This window comes from Sphingosinicellaceae bacterium (assembly GCA_019285715.1).
Lineage (GTDB): Bacteria > Pseudomonadota > Alphaproteobacteria > Sphingomonadales > Sphingomonadaceae > Glacieibacterium.
The window spans coordinates 3782298-3805701 of sequence record CP079108.1 but is presented as its reverse complement, the minus strand read 5'-3'; the positions used below and the strand labels follow the sequence as shown (position 1 = coordinate 3805701).

18 protein-coding genes are annotated in these 23404 nt (G+C 67.8%); 14 read left to right on the top strand and 4 right to left on the bottom strand.

Features of this window, described 5'->3' with window-relative positions:
- The first annotated feature begins 12 nt into the window (after positions 1-12).
- The 3 genes from KX816_17485 (at position 13) to KX816_17475 (ending at position 7148) form a co-directional block, all read left to right on the top strand.
- On the top strand, positions 13-3648 hold the full coding sequence (locus tag KX816_17485) for an SDR family oxidoreductase (protein QXQ08649.1): 3636 nt from the start codon (positions 13-15) through the stop codon (positions 3646-3648).
- 198 nt (positions 3649-3846) lie between these two features.
- On the top strand, positions 3847-4554 hold the full coding sequence (locus KX816_17480) for a PEPxxWA-CTERM sorting domain-containing protein (protein QXQ05971.1): 708 nt from the start codon (positions 3847-3849) through the stop codon (positions 4552-4554).
- A gap of 194 nt (positions 4555-4748) precedes the next feature.
- The gene (locus tag KX816_17475) at positions 4749-7148 is read left to right on the top strand and encodes a TonB-dependent receptor (GenBank protein QXQ05970.1); all 2400 of its coding nucleotides are present in this window, start codon (positions 4749-4751) and stop codon (positions 7146-7148) included.
- A gap of 168 nt (positions 7149-7316) precedes the next feature.
- Here the strand turns inward: KX816_17475 and KX816_17470 are convergent, their stop codons facing one another.
- Positions 7317-8690 (bottom strand): M28 family peptidase, encoded by a 1374-nt coding sequence (locus KX816_17470; protein QXQ05969.1) that lies wholly within the window; start codon positions 8688-8690, stop codon positions 7317-7319.
- A gap of 184 nt (positions 8691-8874) precedes the next feature.
- Complete coding sequence (locus KX816_17465) at positions 8875-9801, bottom strand: LysR family transcriptional regulator (protein QXQ05968.1); 927 nt, start codon at positions 9799-9801, stop codon at positions 8875-8877.
- A gap of 119 nt (positions 9802-9920) precedes the next feature.
- Here KX816_17465 and KX816_17460 point away from each other — a divergent pair, with 119 nt between their 5' ends.
- The 9 genes from KX816_17460 to KX816_17420 are packed head-to-tail and all read left to right on the top strand — an operon-like array spanning position 9921 to position 19125.
- On the top strand, positions 9921-10970 hold the full coding sequence (locus tag KX816_17460; protein QXQ05967.1) for a class 1 fructose-bisphosphatase: 1050 nt from the start codon (positions 9921-9923) through the stop codon (positions 10968-10970).
- Between the two features lie 12 nt (positions 10971-10982).
- Positions 10983-11855, top strand: coding sequence for a phosphoribulokinase (locus KX816_17455; protein QXQ05966.1), 873 nt, complete (start codon positions 10983-10985; stop codon positions 11853-11855).
- Between the two features lie 23 nt (positions 11856-11878).
- Entirely contained in the window at positions 11879-13873 is a 1995-nt protein-coding gene (gene tkt, locus KX816_17450; protein QXQ08648.1) for a transketolase, read from the top strand.
- 6 nt (positions 13874-13879) lie between these two features.
- On the top strand, positions 13880-14968 hold the full coding sequence (gene fba / locus KX816_17445) for a fructose-bisphosphate aldolase class II (GenBank protein QXQ05965.1): 1089 nt from the start codon (positions 13880-13882) through the stop codon (positions 14966-14968).
- Positions 14965-16419: a ribulose-bisphosphate carboxylase large subunit gene (locus tag KX816_17440; GenBank protein ID QXQ05964.1), complete on the top strand. Its 1455-nt coding sequence runs from the start codon at positions 14965-14967 to the stop codon at positions 16417-16419. Before fba ends, KX816_17440 begins: the two co-directional genes overlap by 4 nt.
- A 12-nt stretch (positions 16420-16431) precedes the next feature.
- On the top strand, positions 16432-16857 hold the full coding sequence (locus KX816_17435; protein QXQ05963.1) for a ribulose bisphosphate carboxylase small subunit: 426 nt from the start codon (positions 16432-16434) through the stop codon (positions 16855-16857).
- On the top strand, positions 16850-17734 hold the full coding sequence (gene cbbX / locus KX816_17430) for a CbbX protein (GenBank protein ID QXQ05962.1): 885 nt from the start codon (positions 16850-16852) through the stop codon (positions 17732-17734). Before KX816_17435 ends, cbbX begins: the two co-directional genes overlap by 8 nt.
- Entirely contained in the window at positions 17731-18405 is a 675-nt protein-coding gene (gene rpe / locus KX816_17425; protein QXQ05961.1) for a ribulose-phosphate 3-epimerase, read from the top strand. The genes cbbX and rpe overlap by 4 nt, the downstream gene beginning before the upstream one ends.
- Positions 18406-19125: an HAD-IA family hydrolase gene (locus tag KX816_17420; GenBank protein ID QXQ05960.1), complete on the top strand. Its 720-nt coding sequence runs from the start codon at positions 18406-18408 to the stop codon at positions 19123-19125.
- Here the strand turns inward: KX816_17420 and KX816_17415 are convergent.
- Complete coding sequence (locus tag KX816_17415; protein QXQ05959.1) at positions 19098-20096, bottom strand: inorganic phosphate transporter; 999 nt, start codon at positions 20094-20096, stop codon at positions 19098-19100. The genes KX816_17420 and KX816_17415 overlap by 28 nt on opposite strands.
- Entirely contained in the window at positions 20096-21223 is a 1128-nt protein-coding gene (locus tag KX816_17410) for a DUF47 family protein (protein ID QXQ05958.1), read from the bottom strand. The genes KX816_17415 and KX816_17410 overlap by 1 nt, the downstream gene beginning before the upstream one ends.
- Positions 21224-21333: 110 nt before the next feature.
- Here KX816_17410 and KX816_17405 point away from each other — a divergent pair, with 110 nt between their 5' ends.
- Entirely contained in the window at positions 21334-22653 is a 1320-nt protein-coding gene (locus KX816_17405) for a HAMP domain-containing histidine kinase (protein ID QXQ05957.1), read from the top strand.
- The gene (locus KX816_17400; GenBank protein QXQ05956.1) at positions 22650-23330 is read left to right on the top strand and encodes a response regulator transcription factor; all 681 of its coding nucleotides are present in this window, start codon (positions 22650-22652) and stop codon (positions 23328-23330) included. The genes KX816_17405 and KX816_17400 overlap by 4 nt, the downstream gene beginning before the upstream one ends.
- Positions 23331-23404: the final 74 nt, after the last annotated feature.

Sequence of the window (23404 nt, the reverse complement as noted above, 5' to 3'; positions counted from 1 at the left end):
ATCCTCGAGCCGATGACCGCCGCCCAGACCACGGGTCGCCTGGCCGGCAAGATCGCCCTCGTGACCGGAGCCGCGGGCAACCTCGGCGGCGAGATCGTCCGTTATTACCTGCGCGAGGGCGCGACCGTGGTGATGACCGGGCGCACCCCGGCGCGGACCGACGCGGCGCGCGACGCCGTGCTTGCAGCGACCGGGGCCGACCCAGCGCGGGTGTCGACCGTGGTGCTCGACGGTGCCGACGCCGCCTCCGTGCGCGCCGGCATTGCCGAGGTTGTCGAGCGCCACGGACGGATCGACATCCTCGTCAACAATGCCGGATCGGCCGGTCCCAAGGCGCCGCTCGAGCGCGTCCCGCTGACGGTCGAGGAGCTGGCGAACGGCGACACCGAGACCGTGGCACAGGCGGCGCGGAGCTTGCTCGGCGTCGCGTGGAACCTGGTGCGCGCGGCGGCGGAGTTCATCCCGGCAGGCGGCTCGATCATCAACGTCTCGACGATCTTCAGCCGCACGCATTATTACGCGAGGACCGCCTACGTGGTCCCCAAGGCCGCGATGAACGCGCTGTCGCGGACGCTGGCGCAGGAGCTCGGGGTGCGCGGCATCCGGGTCAACCTGCTGTTCCCCGGGCCGATCGAGAGCGACCGCATCCGCACCGTCTTCGCGGCGATGGACAAGCTCCAGGGCAAGGCCGCCAACACGACCGCCGACCATTTCACCGGCATCATGGCGCTGGCCCGCGGCGGTGCTGAACCTGCCGCGAAGCCGCTGCCGACCCCCCCCGACATTGCCGCGACATGCGTCTTCCTCGGCTCCGACGAGAGCGCCGCGATCACTGGGCACGACTTCGAGGTCACGCACGGCATGAGCGTGCCGAAGGAGTCGCGCTCGACCTATCTGTCGCGACCGACGATGCGCTCGATCGACGGCGCCGGGCTCGGCATCGTCGTCGCGGGCGGTGACTCGCTTAACGATGCGCTCGAGATCGCGCGGGTTCAGGCGGCGTGCGGCGCGGCGGTTCTGCTCGGCTTCGGCAGCGACGCGGCGGTGGCGATCATGCGCCAGCGCCTCGACGCCAACCCTGCCACCGGACGCCTGACGCTCGCCCGCTTCGACCGTTCCGACCCGGCCCAGATGGAAGCTTGCCTCGCCGAGTTCAGCGCCGCCGAGGGCGAGGTCACCGGCGCGATCGTCCTGCCGGAGTTCGGCAGCGACAACTTCACCGGTCCGCTCCACGCCGCCAGCGACGAGCAGGTCGACAGCTTCATCGACGACGAACTCACCGGCGCGGTCGCGGTGGCGCGGTCACTGACCCGCTACTGGAAGCTCCACGACAGCCTCGTCCACGACCCCCGCTTCGTCTTCGTCGGCGGCCCAAGCGACGGCGGCGCCAACGCCTGGAACGGGCTGTTCGCTGCGGTCTGCGAGCAGCTGATCCGGGTCTGGCGCGACGAGAGCACGGTCGATGTCGAGCTCGGACGGCGTCGTCAGGCGGAATGGGGCAACCAGATCGTCCGCAGCGGCAACGCGGAGTCGGAGAACATCCGCTTCACGGCCGGGCAGTGCGCGCGCATCCTGCTCAAGGAGCGTCGCATCGAGCCGATCAGCCTGCACTTGCCGCCGTCGATCGGCGAAGCCACCGGCGCGCGCGTCGCGATGGTCGGGTTCGCCGAGAACATCACCGGGCTCCACCTCGGCAAGGTCGCGCTGATCACCGGCGGATCCGCGGGCATTGGCGGGCAGGTGGCACGGCTGCTGGCGCTGGCCGGCGCCCGGGTCATGCTCGTGGCGCGGCGCGAGACCGAGCTGGCGACCATGCGCGCGCGGATCGTCGGCGAACTCGAGGACATCGGATTTTCCGGTGTCGAACGGCGCGTGCGAACGCTGTCGGGCATCGACGTCAGCGACCACGCAGCGCTGGCCGGCGCGGTCGACGCGACCATCGCCGCGTTTGGGCGCATCGACTACCTCATCAACAACGCCGGGATTTCGGGGGCCGAGGAGATGGTCGTCGACATGGACGTCGATGCGTGGCGGCGGACGCTCGATGCCAATCTGATCTCGAACTACGTCCTCGCGCACGCCGTCGTGCCGCGCATGAAGGCGCAGGGGTCGGGCTATATCCTCAACGTCTCCAGCTACTTCGGCGGCGAGAAGCACCTCGCCGTCGCCTACCCGAACCGCGCCGACTATGCCGTGTCGAAAGCCGGCCAGCGCGCGATGGCGGAGGCGATGGCGCGTTCGCTCGGGCCCGAGGTGCAGATCAATGCGATTGCGCCCGGTCCCGTCGACGGCGACCGGCTCGGCGGCACCGGCGGCAAGCCGGGGCTGTTCGAACGGCGCGGGCGGCTGATCCTCGAGAACAAGCGGCTGAACGCGGTCCACTCGGCGGTCGTCCGGGCGGTCCGACGCGGCATCCCGGTCGAGACCGTGCTCGGTCGCCTGTCGCGCAACGACAGCGTGCGGATCGCGCATGACACCGACAACCCGCGCGAGCTTCGCGACCTGGCGCTCGCCTGCGCGCAGGAGGGGGACGATACCTGCACCTGGGACCGTTTCATCCTGACCCGCGAGATCGCCGCGCGGCTGGTCAAGCGCCTGCGCCTCGGCGGCTATCTCCGTGACGCCGCGACCTGGCGCGACCGCCCCGACACGGCGGACGCGAACGGCGGCTGGCTGCTGAGGGTTCCGGTCGGCGACAAGCCGTGGCTACCCGAGGCCAAGGTCGCGGCGGAGGCGACCAAGGTCGGCGCGGGGGTTACCTCGCTGCTCAATCTCGGCCGCATGCCGACCGAGGGCGAGGTCGCGCAGGCGACAGTGTTCTTTCTGGCCGACCGTGCGGTCAGCGGTGAAACCTTCATGCCGTCGGGCGGCCTCAGCCTCGAACGCTCGACCGTCGAGCGCGAACTGTTCGGCAGCCCCAAGCAGGAGCGCCTCGACCGCATGCGCGGCAAGACTGTGTGGATCGTCGGCGAGCATTTGACCGATCACCTTACCGCCGCCGCGCAAGCCTTCGCCGACTGCGCCGTCGAGCGCATCGTGCTGATCGTCCGCACGCCCGAAGCCGGCGCGGCGATCACTGCGGAGCTGGGTGGCGGCGGCACGGTCGAGACCCTCGTTGCTGCGGACGACAGCCTCGAGGACGCGATGGACCGTGCGCTGGTCCAGTGGGGACCGCCGACGACGGTGGTCTCGTCGCCGTTCGCGCCGCTGCCCGACCGGCTGTTCGGCGAGGAGCCGCTGACGCCGCCCGAGTTCGCGCAGTTGATCGAGGACAATCTGACCCATCATTTCCGGGTCAGCCGCAAGGTCTCGCTGTACGACCATTGCCAGCTGGTGCTGGTCACGCCCGACGTGGCGATGGGCAACACCGGGCCGGCGTTCGCGCTCGCCAACTTCGTCAAGACCGCGCTGCATGCCTTCACCGCTACGCTCGCGGTCGAGAACGAGCGGCTGGTCCACGAGGTCGCGGTCAACCAGATCAACCTGACCCGACGGGTCCGGTCGGAGGAGCCGCGCAATCTCGAGGAGCATCTCGAGGAGGTCCGGCGCTTCGCCCGCGCCGTGCTGCTGGCCGGTGCGCCGATCCCCGACGCCGAGGACTCGCGCTACCGGGCGCGGATCTATCGCGGCATGTCGATGACGGTTTGAGGGACGAGCCTTGAGGCAATGAGGCTTGAAGTCGACCGGCGGCGGCAACCGGCACGGGATCACGGCGCCTACCCTGCGATGTCGACCCCTCCCAATCGTCATAGTTCTGCAATAATAATCAAGGTTTGACAGCGAGCCACGACTGTCTAACACTCCGTCTCAATAAACGTGAAGTCGTCGTTGGGAGGATTGTTTACCATGAAGAAGCATACGCTTGCGGGCGCCCTGGTGCTCGCGGCCCTGTCAAGCGCCCAGGCGTACGCGAGTAACACCGCTTACAAACTCAGCGGCTCTGGGGTAACCGGTTCGATCAGACTAACCTATGTCGCGAACCCCAATACCGGGCCGCTGGGGACATCGCCCAATACATTCGATCCAGTGGGCTCCTACATCGTCACCGGGATCAGCGGGACGTTCTCCGACTCGACGCTCGGCATCTCGAACGCGACGATAACCGGGATCGTGCCCAGCAACCCGGCCAATCCGACCCCTGGCAACCTTCTGGCTCCGCACAGCTTCGGCTTCTACCCGATCCTCAACGGATCGCCCGGCCCGGACGGCATCGCTCCGGGCTTGTCGTATGACGGCCTATATTACCCGGGCGGCTCACCGCAGGCCGCGAGCGACTATGACGCGCACGGTGGCTTCCTCGACATCTACGGCATCGTTTTCACGATCACGGGGGGTTACGGGGTCAACCTGTGGAGTAACGGCGATTACGGCGGTGGCCCGACCTACGGCGCCAGCGTTACCGACGGCACCGACCGGCTCGATTATGTCGGCGGTATCGCAGCGACAGCCGTACCTGAGCCGGCGGCATGGGCCCTGATGATCGGCGGCTTTGCGATGACCGGCACGGCGATGCGCAGACGTACCCGGACGCCGAGGCTCGCGCTCGCAGCCTAGCGGTCTGCAGGCTCGACTGCGGCAGTTTTGCCGCAGGTTTTGCCGAATGTACGCAACCTACGAGTTTGAACAGTATCGAGGGTGCCCGGGCTCCCCCAGGGATCGGATCAATCGAATCCGACCTTGGGGAGTCCGAAATGCGTAAGCCGTCGTCCCGGCAGCTCGTTGTCCTATCTTTGCTGGCGTCCGCCGCCATGGCCTCGCCACTCGCCGCTCAGGATGCCGTGTCGAGCACGCCGGCTCCGCAGACGCCCGGCCAGGCTGGCGGTGCCGCTCCGGCCACCACTTCGCCGGCCCGTCAGGTCACCGGCGTCGGTGCCGATGACATCATCGTCACGGCGCGCAAGCGCGACGAGACCCTGCTCGAAGTGCCGGTCGCGGTGACCGCACTCAGCGCCAACGACATCAACCGTTACCAGGCCAACGACCTGACCAAGCTCGGGCAACTGGTTCCGCAGGTGATCATCGCCAAGACCGGCAGCGGCGGCGCGGGCGCCTCGTTCTCGATCCGCGGCATCGGCTCGTCGGCGGCTGACGCCGGCATCGACCAGACGGTGTCGGTCAACATCGACGGCCTCCAGGTCAGCCGCGGGCGGGTCGTCACGCAGGGCTTCTTCGACCTCCAGCAGGTCGAAGTGCTCAAGGGCCCGCAGGCGCTGTTCTTCGGCAAGAACAGCCCCGGCGGCGTCATCTCGCTGCACACCGCCGGCGCGACCAAGACACTCGAGGCCTACGTCCGCGCCGGCTATGAGTTCAACGCCGACGAGCGCTACCTCGAAGGCGCGGTATCCGGACCGATCACCGACACCCTCGGCTTTCGCATTGCGCTGCGTGGCCAGAAGATGGACGGCTATCTGAAGAACGTCGCCGGCCCGCTGGTGCTGCCGAGCGACCCCGATTTCATCCGGCCGGGTGCCGGTGATCGCCGCTCGCCGAAGAACCGCGAGTTCGTGGGCCGCGGCACACTCGAGTGGCGCCCGACCGACAACTTCGACGCGACCCTGAAGATCTTCGGGTCAAGCCTCAAGGACGGCGGCGAGTCGGCCAACAACGAGGTCAAGTGCGCCGATCCCAACGGCAAGCCGGCGACCCTCGACCTGTCCAGCGGCGTCTACGTCACCGACCCCTATGGCGACTGCAAGATCGACGGCAAGCGTTCGTCGGCGTCGCTGCCGGCGGGTCGTGCGGTCAATTATCCGGGCTCGAAGGACGGCCGGCCCTACACCGACTACAGCTCGATCCTGACCTCGCTGACGATGAACTACAAGCTTGGCGATGCCGCGACGATTACCTCGGTGACCGGCTACTACAAGTACAAGAACTCGGGCTTCGACGACTTCGACGCCTCGGCGCTCGGCGCGGTCTGGGGCCTGAATCAGGACAACAGCAGCGCCTTCTCGCAGGAAATCCGGCTCGCCACGAGCTTCGAATTCCCGGTCAACTTCGTGCTCGGCGGTTATTACGAGAGCGCCAAACGCGACACGCTCGGCAACGGCATGATCGCCGCGGTCGGCCTGGACCCCACCACCGGCTATTACAACAACTGGTCGCTGATCTCGAACAACCACGGCAAGACCTACTCGCTGTTCGGCCAGGCGATCTACAACATCCTGCCCAACCTCGAGCTGGCAGGCGGCGTCCGCTGGACCAAGGAGGTGAAGCGTACCCTTGTCGAAAACACCTTCGTAAACGCCAACTTCGCACCATTCGGCATCGTCAATCCGGCGGGTATCCAGATCAACGGGCGCTTCAAGGACAACAACTTCTCGCCCGAAGCGACGCTGTCATGGCACCCGACATCGCGCACCACGCTCTACGCGGCGTACAAGACCGGCTACAAGTCGGGCGGCTTCTCGAACCCGTCTATCCTGTCGTTCGGCCAGACCATCGCGGACCTCAGCTTCCAGCCCGAGAAGGCCAAGGGCGGCGAGCTCGGCGCCAAGGGCTCGTTCCTCGGCCGCAAGCTGACGATCAACACCGCGCTGTACCGTTACAAGTTCACCGGGTTGCAGTTGACCTCGTTCAACGCGCAGACGGTGGCGTTCTCGATCCGCAACGCCGCCGCCGCGCGGACCACCGGCATCGAGGCGGACGCCAGCTATGCTGCCACCGATGCCCTCGCGATCCGCGGCGCGCTCGGCTACAACAAGGCGAAGTACCTGAACTTCCTCGGCGCGCCCTGCTACGGCGGCGAAACCGAGGCCGAGGGTTGCGTCGGCGGCGTCCAGGACCTGTCCGGCACTGCGCTCGTCCGCGCCCCGGCGTGGAACGTCAGCGGCGGCGTTACCTACGACGCCACCCTGACCAACACGCTCAAGCTCGGCCTCTCCGGCGACGCGCGCTACACCACCGGCTACTGGATGCAGGAGAACGAGAACCCGGTCGGCTATCAAAAGGGGTTCGTACTGATCAACGCCGCCCTGCGCCTGCACCGCGAGGACGACAGCTGGGAGCTCGGCCTGATCGGGCGCAACCTGACCAACAAGCGCTACGGCGTCGGCAGTTCGGACAAGACCTTCTCGCCCCCGGGCCAGATTGCCGTTGCCGATGGGCGCCCCCGCGAGATCGCGCTGCAGGGGACTGTGCGGTTCTGATCCGGGCCGCCCGGCTGCTCAGCTTTCGAAGTAGCCGGGCTGGCCGATATCCTCGAGGAGCGTCGGATACCCGGCGCGATGGCCGGCCCGACCTCGATTTCGTCCACTACGGGCCGGGAACTGCGGGCCCCGTGAAGCGGGTGCGATCCCTGATCGTGATCCTTTCGGTCAGCGCGTCGGTTCCGGCGCCGGGCGTCCGCCGGGAGCCCATGCCGGCTTGAAGTCGCCGCTCGCGAGCCGGCGCAGCGGGACGATCAGCGACTGGATCGCGCGGGTCATGAAAGCGATGTCGAGGTTGCCGAGCGTATCGGTCGGCTGGTGATAGGTCGGCGTTACCGCCCAGCCCGAAACCGTGTGCGCGACGACGCCCTCCAGCGCGAGCGAGTAATTGTCCGAGCGCTCGAAGAAATGCTGATCGGGATAGGGATCGGAGGTGATCAGCGCGCCGTGCTTGCGTAGCGCCGGGCCGAAATCCGAACGCTCGTAGCCGGTCATCATCATCGTGCCGGGCGGCAGCTTGGGGTCCTGCGCGCCGATCATCTCGATCTCGAGGTTGGCGACGATATCGCTCAGCGGCACCGGCGGATGCGCACCGAAATAGCGCGAGCCGAAGCCGCCGATCTCCTCGCTGCCATAGCAGACGAACAGGATGCCGCGGCGCAGGCGCTGGCCCCCGGCGAGGGCGTGCGCCAGTTCGAGCACCGCGGTCGTCCCCGAAGCATCGTCGTTGGCCCCCGGCATCACGACGCCGTTGACGATCCCCAGGTGATCGAGATGCGCGGTGATCAGCAGCACGCCCGCCTTCGGGTCGGTGCCGGGCAGATAGCCGATGGCGTTGGTCGTGAAGGCGAGCTCGCGGATGATCGGCGGCAGGGTAAGGGTGACCGCGGCCCCCGCTCTGGTTGCGAGTCGGTCGATGTCGGCGTCGGACAAGGTCGCGACGGCCATGCTTTCCGGCAGTGTGCCACCCTCGAAATAGGTCGCGAGGCGCGGGGCATTGCCGCGGGCAGCATAGGATTTCCGCGGCGCATCGGTCTCGTGCACGATCAACAGCTTGACCTTCCGCGCGGCGGCAGCCTCGTAGACGGCGTCCATCGAGACCTTTCGATCGGTGACGACGATCACGGGCTGGCTCGGCATCTGCGCCGCGTCCACCGACGCCAGCACGCCGAGGGTGCCACGCACCTCGCCCGAGGTCCGCAGCAGCGATAGCGATGCCAGCGGCGTGCCGCCCGCGTTAAGCTGCGCGTGGCCGTCGAGCCGCGGCCGGATGAGACGCACGCTCTGGTCGAAGCTTGTCATTCCCGGGGCCTTGGCCAATCCGAAGCCCTCGAATTGCGACGCGACATAGGCGGCGGCGATGGCCTCGTCGCGGGTCGCGCTGCCCCGGCCCTGCAGGGCGTCGCTGGCGAGGAAGCTCTCGTGCGCCCGGACCCATTCCGGCCGAACGACCCAGTCGCGGGCGCTCGCGGCGGTGCCGAGCAGGCAAAGGGCAGCCGCGGCTGCAAGACACGACGATAGCCGCGTTCCGCGCTTGTCCATTCGATCTCCCGCCGTCGTTTACGTTGCTAGGGGCGGATCGACGCGAGCGCAAATCGGCAGGGTCGAGTCCATCACCAGCAGGCGCCCGGGAGTTTGCTCTCCATCACGGGAGCGCAGCAGCCTGGTGATGCCGGCGCGACAGGCTCGCAGCCTCTCACCGTACCGATACACGGCGAACAGGGACTCACGACGGTGGCGGCTTCAGGACCGGCAGGAATTCGCGGGCGCGCAGCCGGATGAAACCGTTGAAGGCAGCCATCGTCGGCGACAGGGTGCGGTCTGCGCGGGTGACCGCAAACCATTGCCGGCGCACCGGCGTCCCGACGACATCGAGGATTGCGATCCGGCCGAGTTCGGCCTCGAGCGCAATCGTGTGCGCCGAGATCAATGCGAGCCCAAGGCCGGCCATCACCGCCTGCTTGATGGTCTCGTTCGATGCGAATTCGGTACTGCGCAACGGCGTCTGGCCCGGCGTCTCGCCGAGGAAGAGTTCGAGCGAGCGGCGCGTCCCCGACCCGGACTCCCGGACGAGCAGCGGATGCCCCGCGATGACCGAGCGCGCGATGTGGCGCACACCGACCAGCGCGTGCCCGGGCGGCGCGATGACGACCATCGGATGCTCCCCGATGAGGAAGGTGTTGACCGGCGGCTGGTGCGGCGGCCGGCCCATCAGCGCGATATCGATCGTCTGTTGCTCCAGCGCGGCGATGGTATCGGCGCGGTTGCCGATCGACAGCCTCAGATCGATCCCCGGATGCTCGACAAGGAACGCCGCCATCAATTGGGGCACGAAATACTTGGCGGTAGAGACTGCCCCCAGCCTCAACGTGCCGCGCCCGACGCCGCGGATCGCGGCGAGGTCGTCGGCCAGCTGCTCGAGCTGGAACTCGATAGCCTGCGCGACAGCAACGACGGCGCGGCCCGCGTCGGTGGCGCGCAAACCGTCGCTGGTGCGGTCGAACAATGCGGTGCCTGCCGCGATTTCCACTTGCTGGAGCTGCAGCGTTACGGCGGGCGGAGTCAGGCCGAGTTCGCGCGCCGCCAGATTGATCTTTCCCAGCCTGTTCGCCGCCAGGACGGTTCTCAACTGGCGAAGGGTGAGTTTACGCATCCATACAGAGTAAGTTTTTCTGAGTGCATCTGTAAATATTACAAACTTTACTGAGTATCGGGTGGGGTGGTTCCTGAGGTCACGAGCGGCGCCATCAAGGCGCGCCAGACGGGGAGCGCATGATCGGTATCGGCCTCGACGTGTTTCTGCAGCGCCATGCCGCGAGCGACGCGCGGCTTGCCGCCGAGGTGGCGGCGACGGTTCAGATCCTTGCCGATACCGGCATCGCGCTCGCCGCGATGATCGCCGAAGGCTCGCTCGGTGCCGCATTCTCCGAAAAGAACGGCGGCTCGAACGCCGATGGTGATGAGCAGCGCGGGCTCGACCTGTTGGCGGACGACCGGTTCATGGCCGCGCTCGTCGACGCGCCGGTCGCGGTCTACGCCTCGGAGGAGCTCCACCAGCCCGTCCTGATCGACCCCGCGCGACCGTTGGCGGTGGCGATCGATCCACTCGACGGGTCGTCGAACATCGATACCAACAGTTCGATCGGCACGATCTTTTCGATCCGCGAGTGCGTCGGCGCAGCCGAGGCCGATCCGCTCGCCAGTTTCCTGCGGCCGGGCCGCGACCAGCTGGCGGCGGGGTTTCTGATCTACGGCCCGCAGCTCTGCCTCGTGCTGACGCTCGGCGCGGGCACGCAGATCTTCGTGCATTCCGCGGCGGAGCGGCAGTTCCGGCTCGCGGTCGATCCAGTCGCGATCCCGCGTCGGACGCCCGAGTTCGCGATCAACGCCGCGAACTACCGCCACTGGAACGAGCCGGTGCGGCTGTACTTCGACGACTGCATCAAGGGCGGCCACGGCCCGCGCGAGCGCGAATTCAACATGCGTTGGCTCGCCTCGCTGGTAGCCGACACCTACCGCATCCTGATCCGCGGCGGGGTCTTCCTGTACCCTGCCGATCGCCGCCGCGGCTATGCCAAGGGCCGGTTGCGGCTGGTCTACGAGGCTCACCCGATCGCGATGCTGGTCGAGCAGGCCGGCGGTTGCGCCACCGACTGTATCGAGCCGATGCTTGATATCGCAGCGAGCGAACTGCACCAGCGCGTGCCCCTCGTGTTCGGCTCCGAGGCCGAGGTCACGCGCATCGGCCGTTACCACACCCTCCCTAGCCAGATTGCCGAGCGTGCACCGCTGTTCGGCAAGCGCGGCCTGTTCCGCGTCTGAAGGGGAAGCAGCATGTCCGCACTCCATCCGATCATTTCCGTGACAGGCTCGTCGGGAGCCGGGACGACTTCGGTCAAGCGCATCTTCGAGCTGATCTTCCGTCGCGAGAACGTCGACGCCGCGTACATCGAGGGCGACGCCTTCCACCGCTACGACCGTGCCGAGATGGCCGCCAAGGTCGCCGACGAGCAGCAGCGCGGCAACCCGAACTTCACGCACTTTGCCGCCGCCGCCAACGAACTCGACCGGCTCGACGCGGTGTTCGCGCAATACGGCGAAACCGGCACCGGCCAGACCCGCAGCTACGTTCACGACGACCAGGAGGCGGCGGCGTTCGGCGTCGCGCCGGGCAAATTCACCGAGTGGCGCGACTTCGAGCCCAGCGACCTGCTGTTCTACGAGGGGCTGCACGGCTGCGCCCAGACCGACACCGCCAATCTGGCGCGCCATGCGGATTTGAAGGTCGGGGTGGTGCCGGTCATCAACCTCGAGTGGATCCAGAAAATTCACCGCGACCGGGCGACGCGGGGCTACTCGGCCGAGGCGGTGATGGACGTGATCCTGCGCCGGATGCCCGATTACGTCCGCTACATCACCCCGCAATTCTCGCTGACCGACATCAATTTCCAGCGCGTGCCGATCGTCGACACCTCGAATCCGTTCATCGCGCGGTGGATACCGACCCCGGACGAGTCGATGCTGGTGATCCGCTTCGCCAATCCGCGCGGGATCGACTTTCCGTACCTGCTGTCGATGGTGCCGCAGTCCTTCATGTCACGGCCCAACTCGATCGTCATGCCGGGCAACAAGCTCGACATCGCGATGCAGTTGATCCTCACCCCACTGATCATGCAGCTCATCGAGCGCAAGCGGAGGATGGCATGAGCACGATGCCAGAGGCTCGCACGATGCCCGAGACTCGGGAGCGGCCGCGGCCGGGCATGGGCAACGCCCTGCGCATGCTTGCGATGGACGCGGTGCAGGCGGCAAACTCGGGCCACCCGGGCATGCCGATGGGCATGGCCGACGTCGCCACCGTGCTGTTCCGCGACTTCCTGACCATCGACCCGTCCTGCCCCGACTGGCCCGACCGCGACCGCTTCGTCCTGTCGGCGGGGCACGGCTCGATGCTCCAGTATGCCCTGCACCACCTGATCGGTTACGCCGACATGGCAACCGACGACCTGCGGCAGTTCCGCCAGCTCGGCGCGCGCACCGCCGGCCACCCCGAATACGGGCACGCACTCGGCATCGAGACCACCACCGGTCCACTCGGCCAGGGCCTCGCCAACGCGGTCGGGATGGCGATCGCCGAGCGGATGCTGGCGGCGCGCTTCCACTCCGCCCTGGTCAATCACCGCACCTATGTGATCGCCGGCGACGGTTGCCTTCAGGAGGGCATCAGCCAGGAAGCAATCGATCTCGCGGGCCACCTCAAGCTCGGGCGGCTGACCCTGTTGTGGGACGACAACGAAATCTCGATCGACGGGCCGACCTCGCTGTCGACCTCGACCGACCAGCTCGCGCGCTTTGCGGCGTCGGGCTGGCACACCCAGGCGATCGACGGGCACGACGAGGTGGCCATCGATGCGGCGCTGGCAGCCGCGCTGGCCGACGAGCGCCCGTCGCTGATCGCCTGCCGGACGATCATCGGCAAGGGCGCACCGAACAAGCAGGGCAACGAAGGCATCCACGGCGCGCCGCTCGGGGTCGAGGAGATCGCCGCGGCACGGCTCGGCCTCGAATGGCCGCACGAGCCGTTCCATATCCCGGCCGAGGTCGGCGAGGCGTGGGGCACGGTGCGCGCTCGCGGCAGTTCGTGTCGCGCGGCGTGGGAGCAGCGACTGGCCGCGTCGCCGACCCGGGCCGAGTTCCAGGCCGCGATGTCAGGCAATATGCCCGCGGCGGTGTTCGAAGCGCTGGCGGCGCTGCGCACCGACCATATCGCCAAGGCCACCAAGGTCGCGACCCGCAAGGCGTCGGAACTTGCGCTCGTGGCGATCAACGGCGCGACGACGCTGACGGTCGGCGGCTCGGCCGACCTGACCCACTCGAACCTGACGCTGACACCAGGGCTGGGCTCGGTGACGGTCGGCGACTTCAGTGGCCGCTACCTCCACTACGGCATCCGCGAGCACGGCATGGCGGCGGCGATGAACGGCATTGCGCTGCATGGCGGGCTCGTGCCCTACGGCGGCACCTTCATGGCGTTCGCGGACTATGCGCGCGGCGCTATCCGGCTCTCGGCGCTGATGGGCCTGCGGGTGATCTACGTGCTCACCCACGATTCGATCGGCCTCGGCGAGGACGGCCCGACCCACCAGCCAATCGAGCACCTGGCGATGCTGCGGGCAACCCCGAACTTGCTGGTCATCCGCCCTGCCGACATCGTCGAGACCTCCGAGGCATGGGCAATCGCGCTCGCCGAGCGGAGCCGGCCGACCGCGCTGATCCTGTCGCGGCAGGCGCTACCCTTGGTCCGCCACGAGGACGGTGCCGAGCTCCGCACCGCCTGCGGGGCCTATGTCCTGATCGAGCCCGAGGGCGGTCGCGACGTGACCCTGCTGGCGACTGGCTCAGAGGTCGAGATCGCACTCGCCGCCGCCGACACGCTTTCCGCCGAAGGAATCCGGGCGGCGGTCGTCTCGATGCCGTGCTGGGAATTGTTCGAGGAACGGCCCGATGCCTGCCGGCGCGCCGTTCTCGGCACCGCGCCGCGCGTCGCGGTCGAAGCCGCGGCTCGGCTGGGCTGGGATCGCTGGATCGGCGAGCGCGGGACTTTTGTGGGCATGACCGGCTTCGGCGCGAGCGCCCCGGCTCCCGAACTCTACCGCCACTTCGGCATCACCCCCGACGCGGTCGCGCAGGCTGCGCGCGCCCTCGTCGTGCAGTACAAGGAGTAGGCGATCATGGCCCGCATCACGCTTCGCCAGTTGCTCGATCACGCCGCCGAACACAGCTACGGCGTGCCCGCCTTCAACATCAACAACATGGAACAGGGCCTCGCCATCCTGCAGGCGGCGCAGGCCTGCGACGCGCCGGTCATCCTGCAGGCCTCGCGGGGCGCGCGCTCCTACGCCGGCGACATCATGCTGGCGAAGATCATGGAGGCGCTGGAACTGATGTTCCCCGCCATCCCGATCTGCATCCACCAGGACCACGGCAACGATGTCGCGACGTGCCTGACCGCGATCCAGAACGGCTTCACCAGCGTGATGATGGACGGCTCGCTGAAGGAGGACGCCAAGACCCCCGCCGACTACGGCTACAACGTTGGTATCACCGCCGAAGTCGCCCGCCTCGCGCACTTGGTCGGCGCGTCGGTCGAGGGCGAACTCGGCTGCCTCGGATCACTCGAGACCGGGCAGGGCGAGGCCGAGGATGGCCACGGCTTCGAGGGCGCGCTCGACCATTCGATGCTGCTTACCGACCCCGACGAGGCCGAGCGCTTTGTCGCCGAGACCAAGGTCGATGCGCTGGCCGTCGCGATGGGTACCAGCCACGGCGCCTACAAGTTCAGCCGCAAGCCGACCGGCGACATCCTGGCGATGGACGTCATCGAGCGCATCCACGAGCGATTGCCCGGCACGCACATCGTCATGCACGGCTCGTCGTCGGTGCCGGAAGAGTGGCAGGAAATCTTCAACGCCAACGGCGGCGAGATGCGCGAGACCTACGGCGTCCCGGTCGACGAGCTGGTCCGCGGCATCCGGCACGGCGTCCGCAAGATCAACATCGATACCGACCTGCGCCTGGTCGCGGCGGCCGAGTTCCGGCGCATCGCGACCACCCAGCCGTCCGAATTCGACCCGCGCAAGTTCCTGAAACCCTCGATGGACGCGATGGCCTCGATCTGCCGCGCCCGCTTCGAGGCGTTCGGGACGGCGGGCAACGCCAGCAAGATTAAGATCGTGCCGATCGCCGACATGGCCCGCCGCTACGCCTCTGGGGCCCTCGATCCGAAACCCCGTGCCTCTATCCAAGGAGAAGCCGCATGAACATCCAGACCCCGATCACCGGCAAGGAGCGCTATGCCGCCGGTGTCATGGAATACGCCAAGATGGGCTATTGGGAGCCCGACTATGTCCCCAAGGACACCGACCTGATCGCGCTGTTCCGGGTCACGCCGCAAGCCGGCGTCGACTCGATCGAGGCGGCTGCGGCGATCGCCGGGGAGAGCTCGACCGCGACCTGGACCGTCGTCTGGACCGACCGGCTGACCGCGTGCGAGAAATACCGCGCCAAGGCCTACCGCGTCGTGCCTGTGCCGAATTCCCCGGATCAGTTCTTCGCCTACATCGCCTACGACATCGACCTGTTCGAGGGCGGCTCGATTGCGAACCTGACCGCATCGATCATCGGCAACGTCTTCGGCTTCAAGGCGGTCAAGGCGCTGCGGCTCGAGGACATGCGTATCCCGGTCGCCTATCTGAAGACCTTCCAGGGCCCGGCGACCGGCATCGTCGTCGAGCGTGAGCGGCTCGACAAATTCGGCCGCCCGTTGCTCGGCGCGACGACCAAGCCCAAGCTCGGCCTGTCGGGCCGCAATTATGGCCGCGTCGTCTATGAGGCGCTCAAAGGCGGGCTCGATTTCGTCAAGGACGACGAGAACATCAACTCGCAGCCGTTCATGCACTGGCGCGACCGCTACCTCTACGTGATGGAAGCGGTCAACAAGGCGCAGGCGGCGACCGGCGAGGTCAAGGGCCATTATCTGAACGTCACCGCCGGCACGATGGAGGAGATGTACGAGCGCGCCGAATTCGCCCGCGACCTCGGCTCCAACATCGTCATGATCGACCTGGTGATCGGCTATACCGCGATCCAGTCGATGGCCAAGTGGGCCCGCAAGAACGACATGATCCTCCACCTTCACCGCGCCGGCAACTCGACCTATTCGCGCCAGAAGAACCACGGCATGAACTTCCGCGTGATCTGCAAATGGATGCGGATGGCGGGCGTCGATCACATCCACGCCGGCACCGTCGTCGGCAAGCTGGAGGGTGACCCGCTGATGATCGCCGGCTTCTACGACGTGCTGCGCGAGGATCGCGTCCCCGAGAATCTCGAGCACGGCATCTTTTTCGACCAGGACTGGGGTTCGCTGAACAAGGTCATGCCGGTTGCCTCGGGCGGCATCCACGCCGGACAGATGCACCAACTGATCCACTATCTGGGTGAAGACGTCATTCTGCAGTTTGGCGGCGGCACGATCGGCCACCCGATGGGCATCCAGGCCGGTGCGACCGCCAACCGGGTGGCGCTGGAAGCGATGATCATGGCGCGTAACGAAGGCCGCGATTACCTCGCCGAGGGTCCCGAGATCCTGGCGGCGGCGGCGCGCTGGTGCTCACCGTTGAAGGCCGCGCTCGATACCTGGAAGGGCATCAGCTTCAACTACGAGTCGACCGACACCGCCGACTTCGTTCCCACCCCGACCTTCGCATAAGGAGAAGCAGCCATGCGTATCACCCAGGGCACATTCTCGTTCCTGCCGGACCTGACCGATGACCAGATCACGACGCAGGTGCAATACTGCCTCGATCACGGCTGGGCGGTGAACCTCGAATATACCGACGATCCTCACCCGCGGAACACCTATTGGGAGATGTGGGGCATCCCGATGTTCGACGTTCCTGACGCGGCAGGTGTGATGTTCGAGCTTGCGGCATGCCGCAAGGCGCACGCCGGCAGCAACTACATCCGGCTGACGGCGTTCGATGCGAGCCACGGCTGGGAGTCGGTGCGGCTGTCGTTCATCACCGACCGCCCGGCGAACGAACCCGGCTTCGCGCTCGAGCGGCAGGAGCGCGCCGGTCGCCAGATCGGCTACACCACCCGCGCCTACTCGGCCGACCGTCCGGAAGGCGAGCGCTACAGTGCCTGATACCGTCGACCTCCAGCGCGAGTTCGCCGAAAGCGGCATTGCCGACGAACTCGCGCAACTCGACGCCGAACTGATCGGGCTTGCCCCGGTCAAGCGTCGCATCCGGGAGATCGCAGCGCTGCTGCTGGTCGACCGGGTGCGGGCGCGGCTCGGGCTGGTGACCGAGCCGCCGACGCTTCACATGAGCTTCACCGGCAACCCGGGCACCGGCAAGACGACGGTGGCGATGCGGATGGCGGGCATCCTGCACAAGCTGAGCTATGTCCGGCGGCCGCAACTGGTGTCGGTGACTCGCGACGATCTCGTCGGCCAATACATCGGCCACACCGCGCCCAAGACCAAGGACGTCCTGAAAAAGGCGATGGGCGGCGTGCTCTTCATTGACGAGGCCTACTACCTGTACCGGCCCGAGAACGAGCGCGACTATGGGCAGGAGGCGATCGAGATCCTGCTTCAGGTCATGGAGAACCAGCGCGACGACCTGGTCGTCATCCTCGCGGGCTACGGTGACCGGATGGAGACGTTCTTCGCCTCCAACCCCGGCTTTCGCTCGCGCGTCGCGCACCACATCGACTTTCCGGATTACAGCGACACCGAACTCGTCGAGATCGGCGAGATCATGCTGTCGCGACTCAACTACCGCCTCAGTGACCCGGCCCGCGCCGCGCTGATCGACTATGTCCCGGCGCGCAAGAGCCAGCCGCTGTTCGCCAATGCCCGCTCGATCCGCAATGCCCTCGACCGCGCCCGGCTGCGGCAGGCGATCCGCTTGTTCGAACAATCCAGCGGACCGGTCACCGCCGACCAGTTGTCGACGCTCGAACCCGAGGACATCCGTTCCAGCCGGGTCTTCATCGCCGCGGAGCACGTCGCATGATCATCGCCCCCTCGATCCTCGCCGCCGACTTCGCCAGGCTGGGCCAGGAGGTCACCGACGTCACCACCGCGGGTGCCGACTGGATCCACATGGACATCATGGACGGCCATTTCGTACCGAATATCAGCTACGGACCCGCGGTCATCAAGGCACTGCGCCCGCACACCGACCGCATCTTCGACACCCACCTGATGATCGCCCCAGTCGACGCCTACGTGCAGGCGATCGCGGACGCGGGCTCCGACATCATCACCGTCCATGCCGAGGCTGGACCGCACCTCGACCGGACGCTCCAGCTCATCCGCTCGCTCGGCAAGAAAGCGGGCGTCTCGATCAACCCCGCGACGCCGGTCGATTTCCTGCGCCATGTCCTGGATCGGCTCGACCTGATCCTGCTGATGTCGGTCAATCCCGGCTTCGGCGGCCAGGCTTTCATCCCGTCGGTGCTCGAGAAGATCGCCACTGTCCGCGATCTGGTTGGTAACCGCCCGATCGAGATCGAGGTCGACGGCGGCATCACACCGGAAACGGTGCCGGCGGTCGCGGCCGCTGGAGCCACCGTGGTCGTCGCCGGGTCGGCCGTGTTCAAGGGCAAGGGCGTCGTCGACTACCGCGCCAACATCGACGCGATCCGCAACGCCGCGTCGGGTGCGATGCGCCGGGCGGCCTAGGTGGGGCTGCGCGCGCTGATCTTCGACGTCGACGGCACGCTGGCGGAAACCGAGGAAGCCCACCGCGCCGCCTTCAACCAGACGTTCGCCGAGGCCGGTCGTGACTGGTACTGGAGCGTCGATGCCTACCGCGACCTGCTCCGCGTTACCGGCGGCCAGCAGCGTATCGCGCACTTCCTGACGACCATCGGCGAAACCGCGACACCTGCCGAGATCGCCACCCTCCATGCCCGCAAGAACGCGCTCTACGCGGACCTCGTCGCGAGCGGTGAGGTGGCGCTACGTCCGGGCGTGGCGCGACTAATCGGCGAGGCGCGCGCGGCGGGGGTCAAGCTGGGCATTGCGACCACCACCAGCCGGTCGAACCTCGACGCGTTGCTCGTGCAGCTGCTCGCCCCCGACGCCGCGACGTGGTTCGACGCGATCGTCGCCGGCGAGGACGTCAGGATCAAGAAGCCCGACCCGGAGGTCTATGCGCTGACACTGGCGGCGCTCGGGGTCGCCGCGGACGAAGCCGTCGCGATCGAGGATTCGCGCAATGGGCTGGTTGCGGCGGCGGCGTGCGGGATCAGGACGATCGTGACGCCGTCGCTCTACAGTCGCGGCGAGGACTTTTCCGGCGCGTGGCTGGTCTGCGGCGATCTCGATGCCTTGCCGGTCACCATGGCCACGCTCGCCGGAACCTCGCCAGCTTACGCGACCAGCCTGACCGCCCAGTAGAACAGCGCGCCCGCCAGCGCCGCCACCGGCAAAGTCACGAACCACGCGATGACGATCCGCCCGGCAATCGACCAGCGCACCGCCGACAGGCGCCGCGACGCCCCGACCCCGACGATCGCGCCGGTAATCGTGTGGGTGGTCGACACCGGCACGCCGAGCCAGGTCGCCGCGAACAAGGTGATCGCACCCCCGGTCTCGGCGCAGAAACCCTGCATCGGGGTCAGTCGCGTGATCTTGGAGCCCATGGTGTGGACGATCCGCCAGCCGCCGAGCAGCGTACCGAGCGCCATCGCGGCCTGGCACGAGAGCACGACCCACAACGGTACGTGAAACGCACCGCCAAGCCGCCCTTGCGAATACAGTAGCACCGCGATGATCCCCATCGTCTTCTGCGCGTCGTTGCCGCCGTGGCCGAGCGAGTAGAGCGACGCCGAGACCAGCTGGAGCTTGCGGAAGATGCCGTCCGCGGCCGAGGGCGTCGCGCGCACGAACAGCCACGCGACGATCAGCACGATCAGCAGCGCCAGCAGCAGTCCGACTGCCGGGGACAGCACGATCGCCGCCGAGGTCTTGAGCACGCCGGCCCAGACGATGGCGCTGGTCCCGGCCTTGGCGGTGCCGGCCCCGAGCAGGCCGCCGATCAAGGCGTGGCTGCTGCTCGACGGAATGCCGAGGATCCAGGTCGCGACGTTCCACACGATCGCGCCCATCAGCGCCCCGAAGATGACTTGCGGGTCGATGATCGCCGCGTCGACGATGCCGGTGCCGACGGTCTGGGCGACGTGCAGCCCGAAGAACAGAAACGCGATGAAGTTGAAGAACGCCGCCCAAACGACGGCGTATTGCGGGCGCAGCACCCGCGTCGAGACGATCGTCGCGATCGAGTTGGCGGCGTCGTGGAGGCCGTTGAGAAAGTCGAAGACCAGCGCCACGCCGATCAGCGCGCACAGCATGCCGAAGGACAGGACCATCAGGCGTGGTCGATCACGAGACCCTGGATCTCGTTGGCGACCTCCTCGAAGCAGTCGACGACGCGCTCGAGGTGGCCGTACAGCTCCCGTCCGACGATGAACCCCATCGGGCGGGTCTCGCCGTAGCGCTTGAAGAGTCCCTTCAGGCCGGCGTCGTGGATATCGTCGGCCTCGCCCTCGAGCCGGATGATGCGCGCCGTCAGGACGTGCAGCCGGCTGGCATTGCCGCCGACCGAGCGCAGCAGCGGGATCGCCTCCGCGGTCACCCGCGCCGCCTCGACGATGATGCCGCTGATGTCGCCCATCTGGGGCTCGAACTCGGTGACCTCGAAGATCGAGATCGCCTTGGCGGTCTTGTTCATCTGGTCGATGGCGTCGTCCATGGAGCTGATCAGGCTGGTGATCGCGCTGCGGTCGAACGGCGTCACGAAGGTCCGGCGGACGTCCTGGAGGACCTGCCGGGTGATGTTGTCGGCCTCGTTCTCACGGTCGTAGATGGTCTTGCTGTGCTCGGCGATGCCGCTGCCGCCCTGGAGCAGCCGCGCCAGCGCGTCGGCACCCGCAACCAGGGTCGCTGCGTGTTCGTCGAACAGCTCGAAGAACCGGCCCTGTTTCGGCATGAGCGCCTGGAACCATCCCAGCATCGGATACCTTTTTCCTCCTGCCTCGCGCGCCCACGACACGGCACGATCGGTGATACCGGGAAAGCGCGGCGGATTGCGGAACGCCCGGATGATCGCCTTGAGTTCGGGCTCGTCGACCGCCGCGACGGCCTCGTCGAGCGAGAACCACTGGCGCAGGCGCTGCTGGTCCTCGGGCCAGCTCTCCAGTTCTTCGGTCACCGCAAGCGGGAACACCACGACCTCGACTTCGCGGACGCTGCCGTTGTCGCGGCGCTTGTCATAGATGAAGCTGCCGAGCGGGGTCGGGCACAGCAGGCCGCTGATGCCGGCCTCCTCGAAGGCCTCGACTGCCGCCGCCTGGTGCGGGTCGATGCCGGCCATGTGGTTGCCCTTTGGGATCACCCAGCGCCGCGTTCCCCGCGATGTGATCAACAGCACCGACGCGCGGCCATCGGCTTCGATCCGGTAGGGCAGCGCTGCAATCTGGCCAGAGGCTCGGGGCATCCCCCGTATTGACGATAGCTCCCGGTATTGTCGACCGGGATCGACTTCGCCGGTCCTGGCGACGGCGGCGCGCTTTGCGCCGGGCAGGTCCATCACCTAGGCTCCCGGTGATGAAACCCGCAGCCGCCGCGATCTGCGGGACCCTGTTGATACTCTGTGTCGCAGCCCTGGCCGTGGTGCAGTTCCTGAGCCTCGCCGCTGCCGACCGCTATCTCGAGCGCTCGCTGGCCTCGCAGGAGCAGTCGACCGCGGTGTCGGCAATCGCCGCGACGGTGGCCGGAGCGGTCCGTGACGGCAGCCGGGGGGGCGCCGATCGGGCGCTGCTGGCCGCGCAGCTCAAGGCGTACCGGGCCTCGGTCGAACACGAAGCCGCGGTGGTCGAGCGCCAGCGCGGCCGGATCGGCGCTGCGCTGGTCGCCGAGCGCAACACGGCCAGGCATTTCGAGGCGCTGGCGCTGCAGGCGGCGTCGGCGAGTGATCCGGCACTTGCCGTGTCCGCGCTGCGCGAGTTGAGCGACGCTGTCGCTGCCATTGCGGCGCGCGAGCAGGCCGAAACCGTCGGCACCGCAGCGTCGATGGCGCGGCTGCGGCTCCGCATGAACCTTGTCGGGCTGGCATTGGCCGGCGCGGCAGTGGCGCTCGCAGTGGTTGCCGGACTGGCCTTTCGCTACGGCAACCGCCAGCTGGCGCAACTCGTGCGCGAGCGCACCGCCGAACTCGAGACCAAGAGCGAGCGGTTGGCCGAGGTCGACCGCAGCCGGCGGCTGTTCTTCGCCAAGCTGAGCCACGAGCTACGGACGCCGATCACGGTGGTGCGTGGCGAGGCGGAGGTCGCGCTGCGGGTTGGCGACGATGCGGCGGCGATGCGCGGCGTGCTTGGCGAGATCGTCGTGCAGGCCGACGTGCTCGACCGCCGGCTCGAGGAATTGCTCGGCATCGCCCGCGCCGACGACGGCCGGCTCGTCCTCGAGCGCGCCCCCGTCGACCTGGCGGCGCTGGTCAAGGCAAGTGCGGCGACGGTCGCCGGATACGCCGGGTCGAATGATGTGGTGCTCGACGTTCGCACCCCGTCCGGTCCGCTGGTCGTCGACGGCGATGCGCGCTGGCTGCAGCAGGCGGCGCTGACGATCATCGACAACGGCATCAAGTTCTCGGGTGCCGGCACGCTGCGGGTCGAACTGTCCGCCAGCGCCGCCGGGGCCGCGCTGGTCATCGCCGACCAGGGCCCGGGGATCGCCGAGGCCGACCTGCCGCATGTCTTCGATCCCTATTACCAGTCGGCGACGCCACGCTCGCGCAGCGGTGTCGGGCTCGGTCTCGCGCTCGCACGCTGGGTCGTCGAGCAGCACGGCGGCACGATCCGTGCCGGGAACGCCGCGGCGGGTGGCTGCGTGGTGACCATCGAACTTCCGCTCGCGGTCCCGGCATGAGGCTGCTGCTCGTCGAGGACGATCCCGGCATCGCCCGTTTCGCGCTTCGCGGACTGACCGCCGAGGGCTATGTCGTCGACTGGCAGCGCGATGGCCGCAACACCGCCGCCAGCCTCGCCAGCGGCGACTATTGCGCGGCGGTGCTCGACCTCGGCCTCCCCGACGGCGACGGGCTCGACCTGTGTCGCGACATGCGCGCGGCGGGCATCGACACGCCGATCATCATGCTGACGGCGCGGACGACGCTGCAGGACCGGCTCGACGGCTTCGACTGCGGCGCCGACGACTACCTGCCCAAGCCGTTCGCGTTCGCGGAGCTGGTGGCGCGGCTGGCGGCGATGATCCGCCGCTCCGGGGCGAGGCCCGGGCGCATCGGTTTCGGCAGCCTGCGCCTCGACCGCTTCGCCCGCGAAGCCTCCGTCGGCGCCACCCGCCTCGGCCTCAGCCCGCGCGCCTTCGAGGTGCTCGCCGTGCTCGTCGTCGGTGGCGGTGCCCCGATCGCGCGCGAGACGCTGCTCAAGACGGTGTGGGGCAGCGAAGCGGATGTCAGCGACAATGCGGTCGACGTCTATGTCGGCACGCTGCGCCGCGCGCTGGCGGCTCACCCCGACGCGCCAACGATCCGCACGCTGCGCGGCCGGGGCTTCCAGCTTGTCCTAAAGGACGACGTTACCTGAACGACTCTTCAGGATTCTTCGCCGCTCACCTTCTAACGACGGGGCAAGGCCCGGAATCGGGCCAGTCCCAGGGG

Coding starts and splice junctions, on each gene's coding strand:
- KX816_17485 (QXQ08649.1), top strand. CDS start 13: ATGACCGCCGCCCAGACCACGGGTCGCCTGGCCGGCAAGATCGCCCTC.
- KX816_17480 (QXQ05971.1), top strand. CDS start 3,847: ATGAAGAAGCATACGCTTGCGGGCGCCCTGGTGCTCGCGGCCCTGTCA.
- KX816_17475 (QXQ05970.1), top strand. CDS start 4,749: ATGGCCTCGCCACTCGCCGCTCAGGATGCCGTGTCGAGCACGCCGGCT.
- KX816_17470 (QXQ05969.1), bottom strand. CDS start 8,690: ATGGACAAGCGCGGAACGCGGCTATCGTCGTGTCTTGCAGCCGCGGCT.
- KX816_17465 (QXQ05968.1), bottom strand. CDS start 9,801: ATGCGTAAACTCACCCTTCGCCAGTTGAGAACCGTCCTGGCGGCGAAC.
- KX816_17460 (QXQ05967.1), top strand. CDS start 9,921: ATGATCGGTATCGGCCTCGACGTGTTTCTGCAGCGCCATGCCGCGAGC.
- KX816_17455 (QXQ05966.1), top strand. CDS start 10,983: ATGTCCGCACTCCATCCGATCATTTCCGTGACAGGCTCGTCGGGAGCC.
- tkt (QXQ08648.1), top strand. CDS start 11,879: ATGCCCGAGACTCGGGAGCGGCCGCGGCCGGGCATGGGCAACGCCCTG.
- fba (QXQ05965.1), top strand. CDS start 13,880: ATGGCCCGCATCACGCTTCGCCAGTTGCTCGATCACGCCGCCGAACAC.
- KX816_17440 (QXQ05964.1), top strand. CDS start 14,965: ATGAACATCCAGACCCCGATCACCGGCAAGGAGCGCTATGCCGCCGGT.
- KX816_17435 (QXQ05963.1), top strand. CDS start 16,432: ATGCGTATCACCCAGGGCACATTCTCGTTCCTGCCGGACCTGACCGAT.
- rpe (QXQ05961.1), top strand. CDS start 17,731: ATGATCATCGCCCCCTCGATCCTCGCCGCCGACTTCGCCAGGCTGGGC.
- KX816_17415 (QXQ05959.1), bottom strand. CDS start 20,096: ATGGTCCTGTCCTTCGGCATGCTGTGCGCGCTGATCGGCGTGGCGCTG.
- KX816_17410 (QXQ05958.1), bottom strand. CDS start 21,223: ATGCCCCGAGCCTCTGGCCAGATTGCAGCGCTGCCCTACCGGATCGAA.
- KX816_17405 (QXQ05957.1), top strand. CDS start 21,334: ATGAAACCCGCAGCCGCCGCGATCTGCGGGACCCTGTTGATACTCTGT.
- KX816_17400 (QXQ05956.1), top strand. CDS start 22,650: ATGAGGCTGCTGCTCGTCGAGGACGATCCCGGCATCGCCCGTTTCGCG.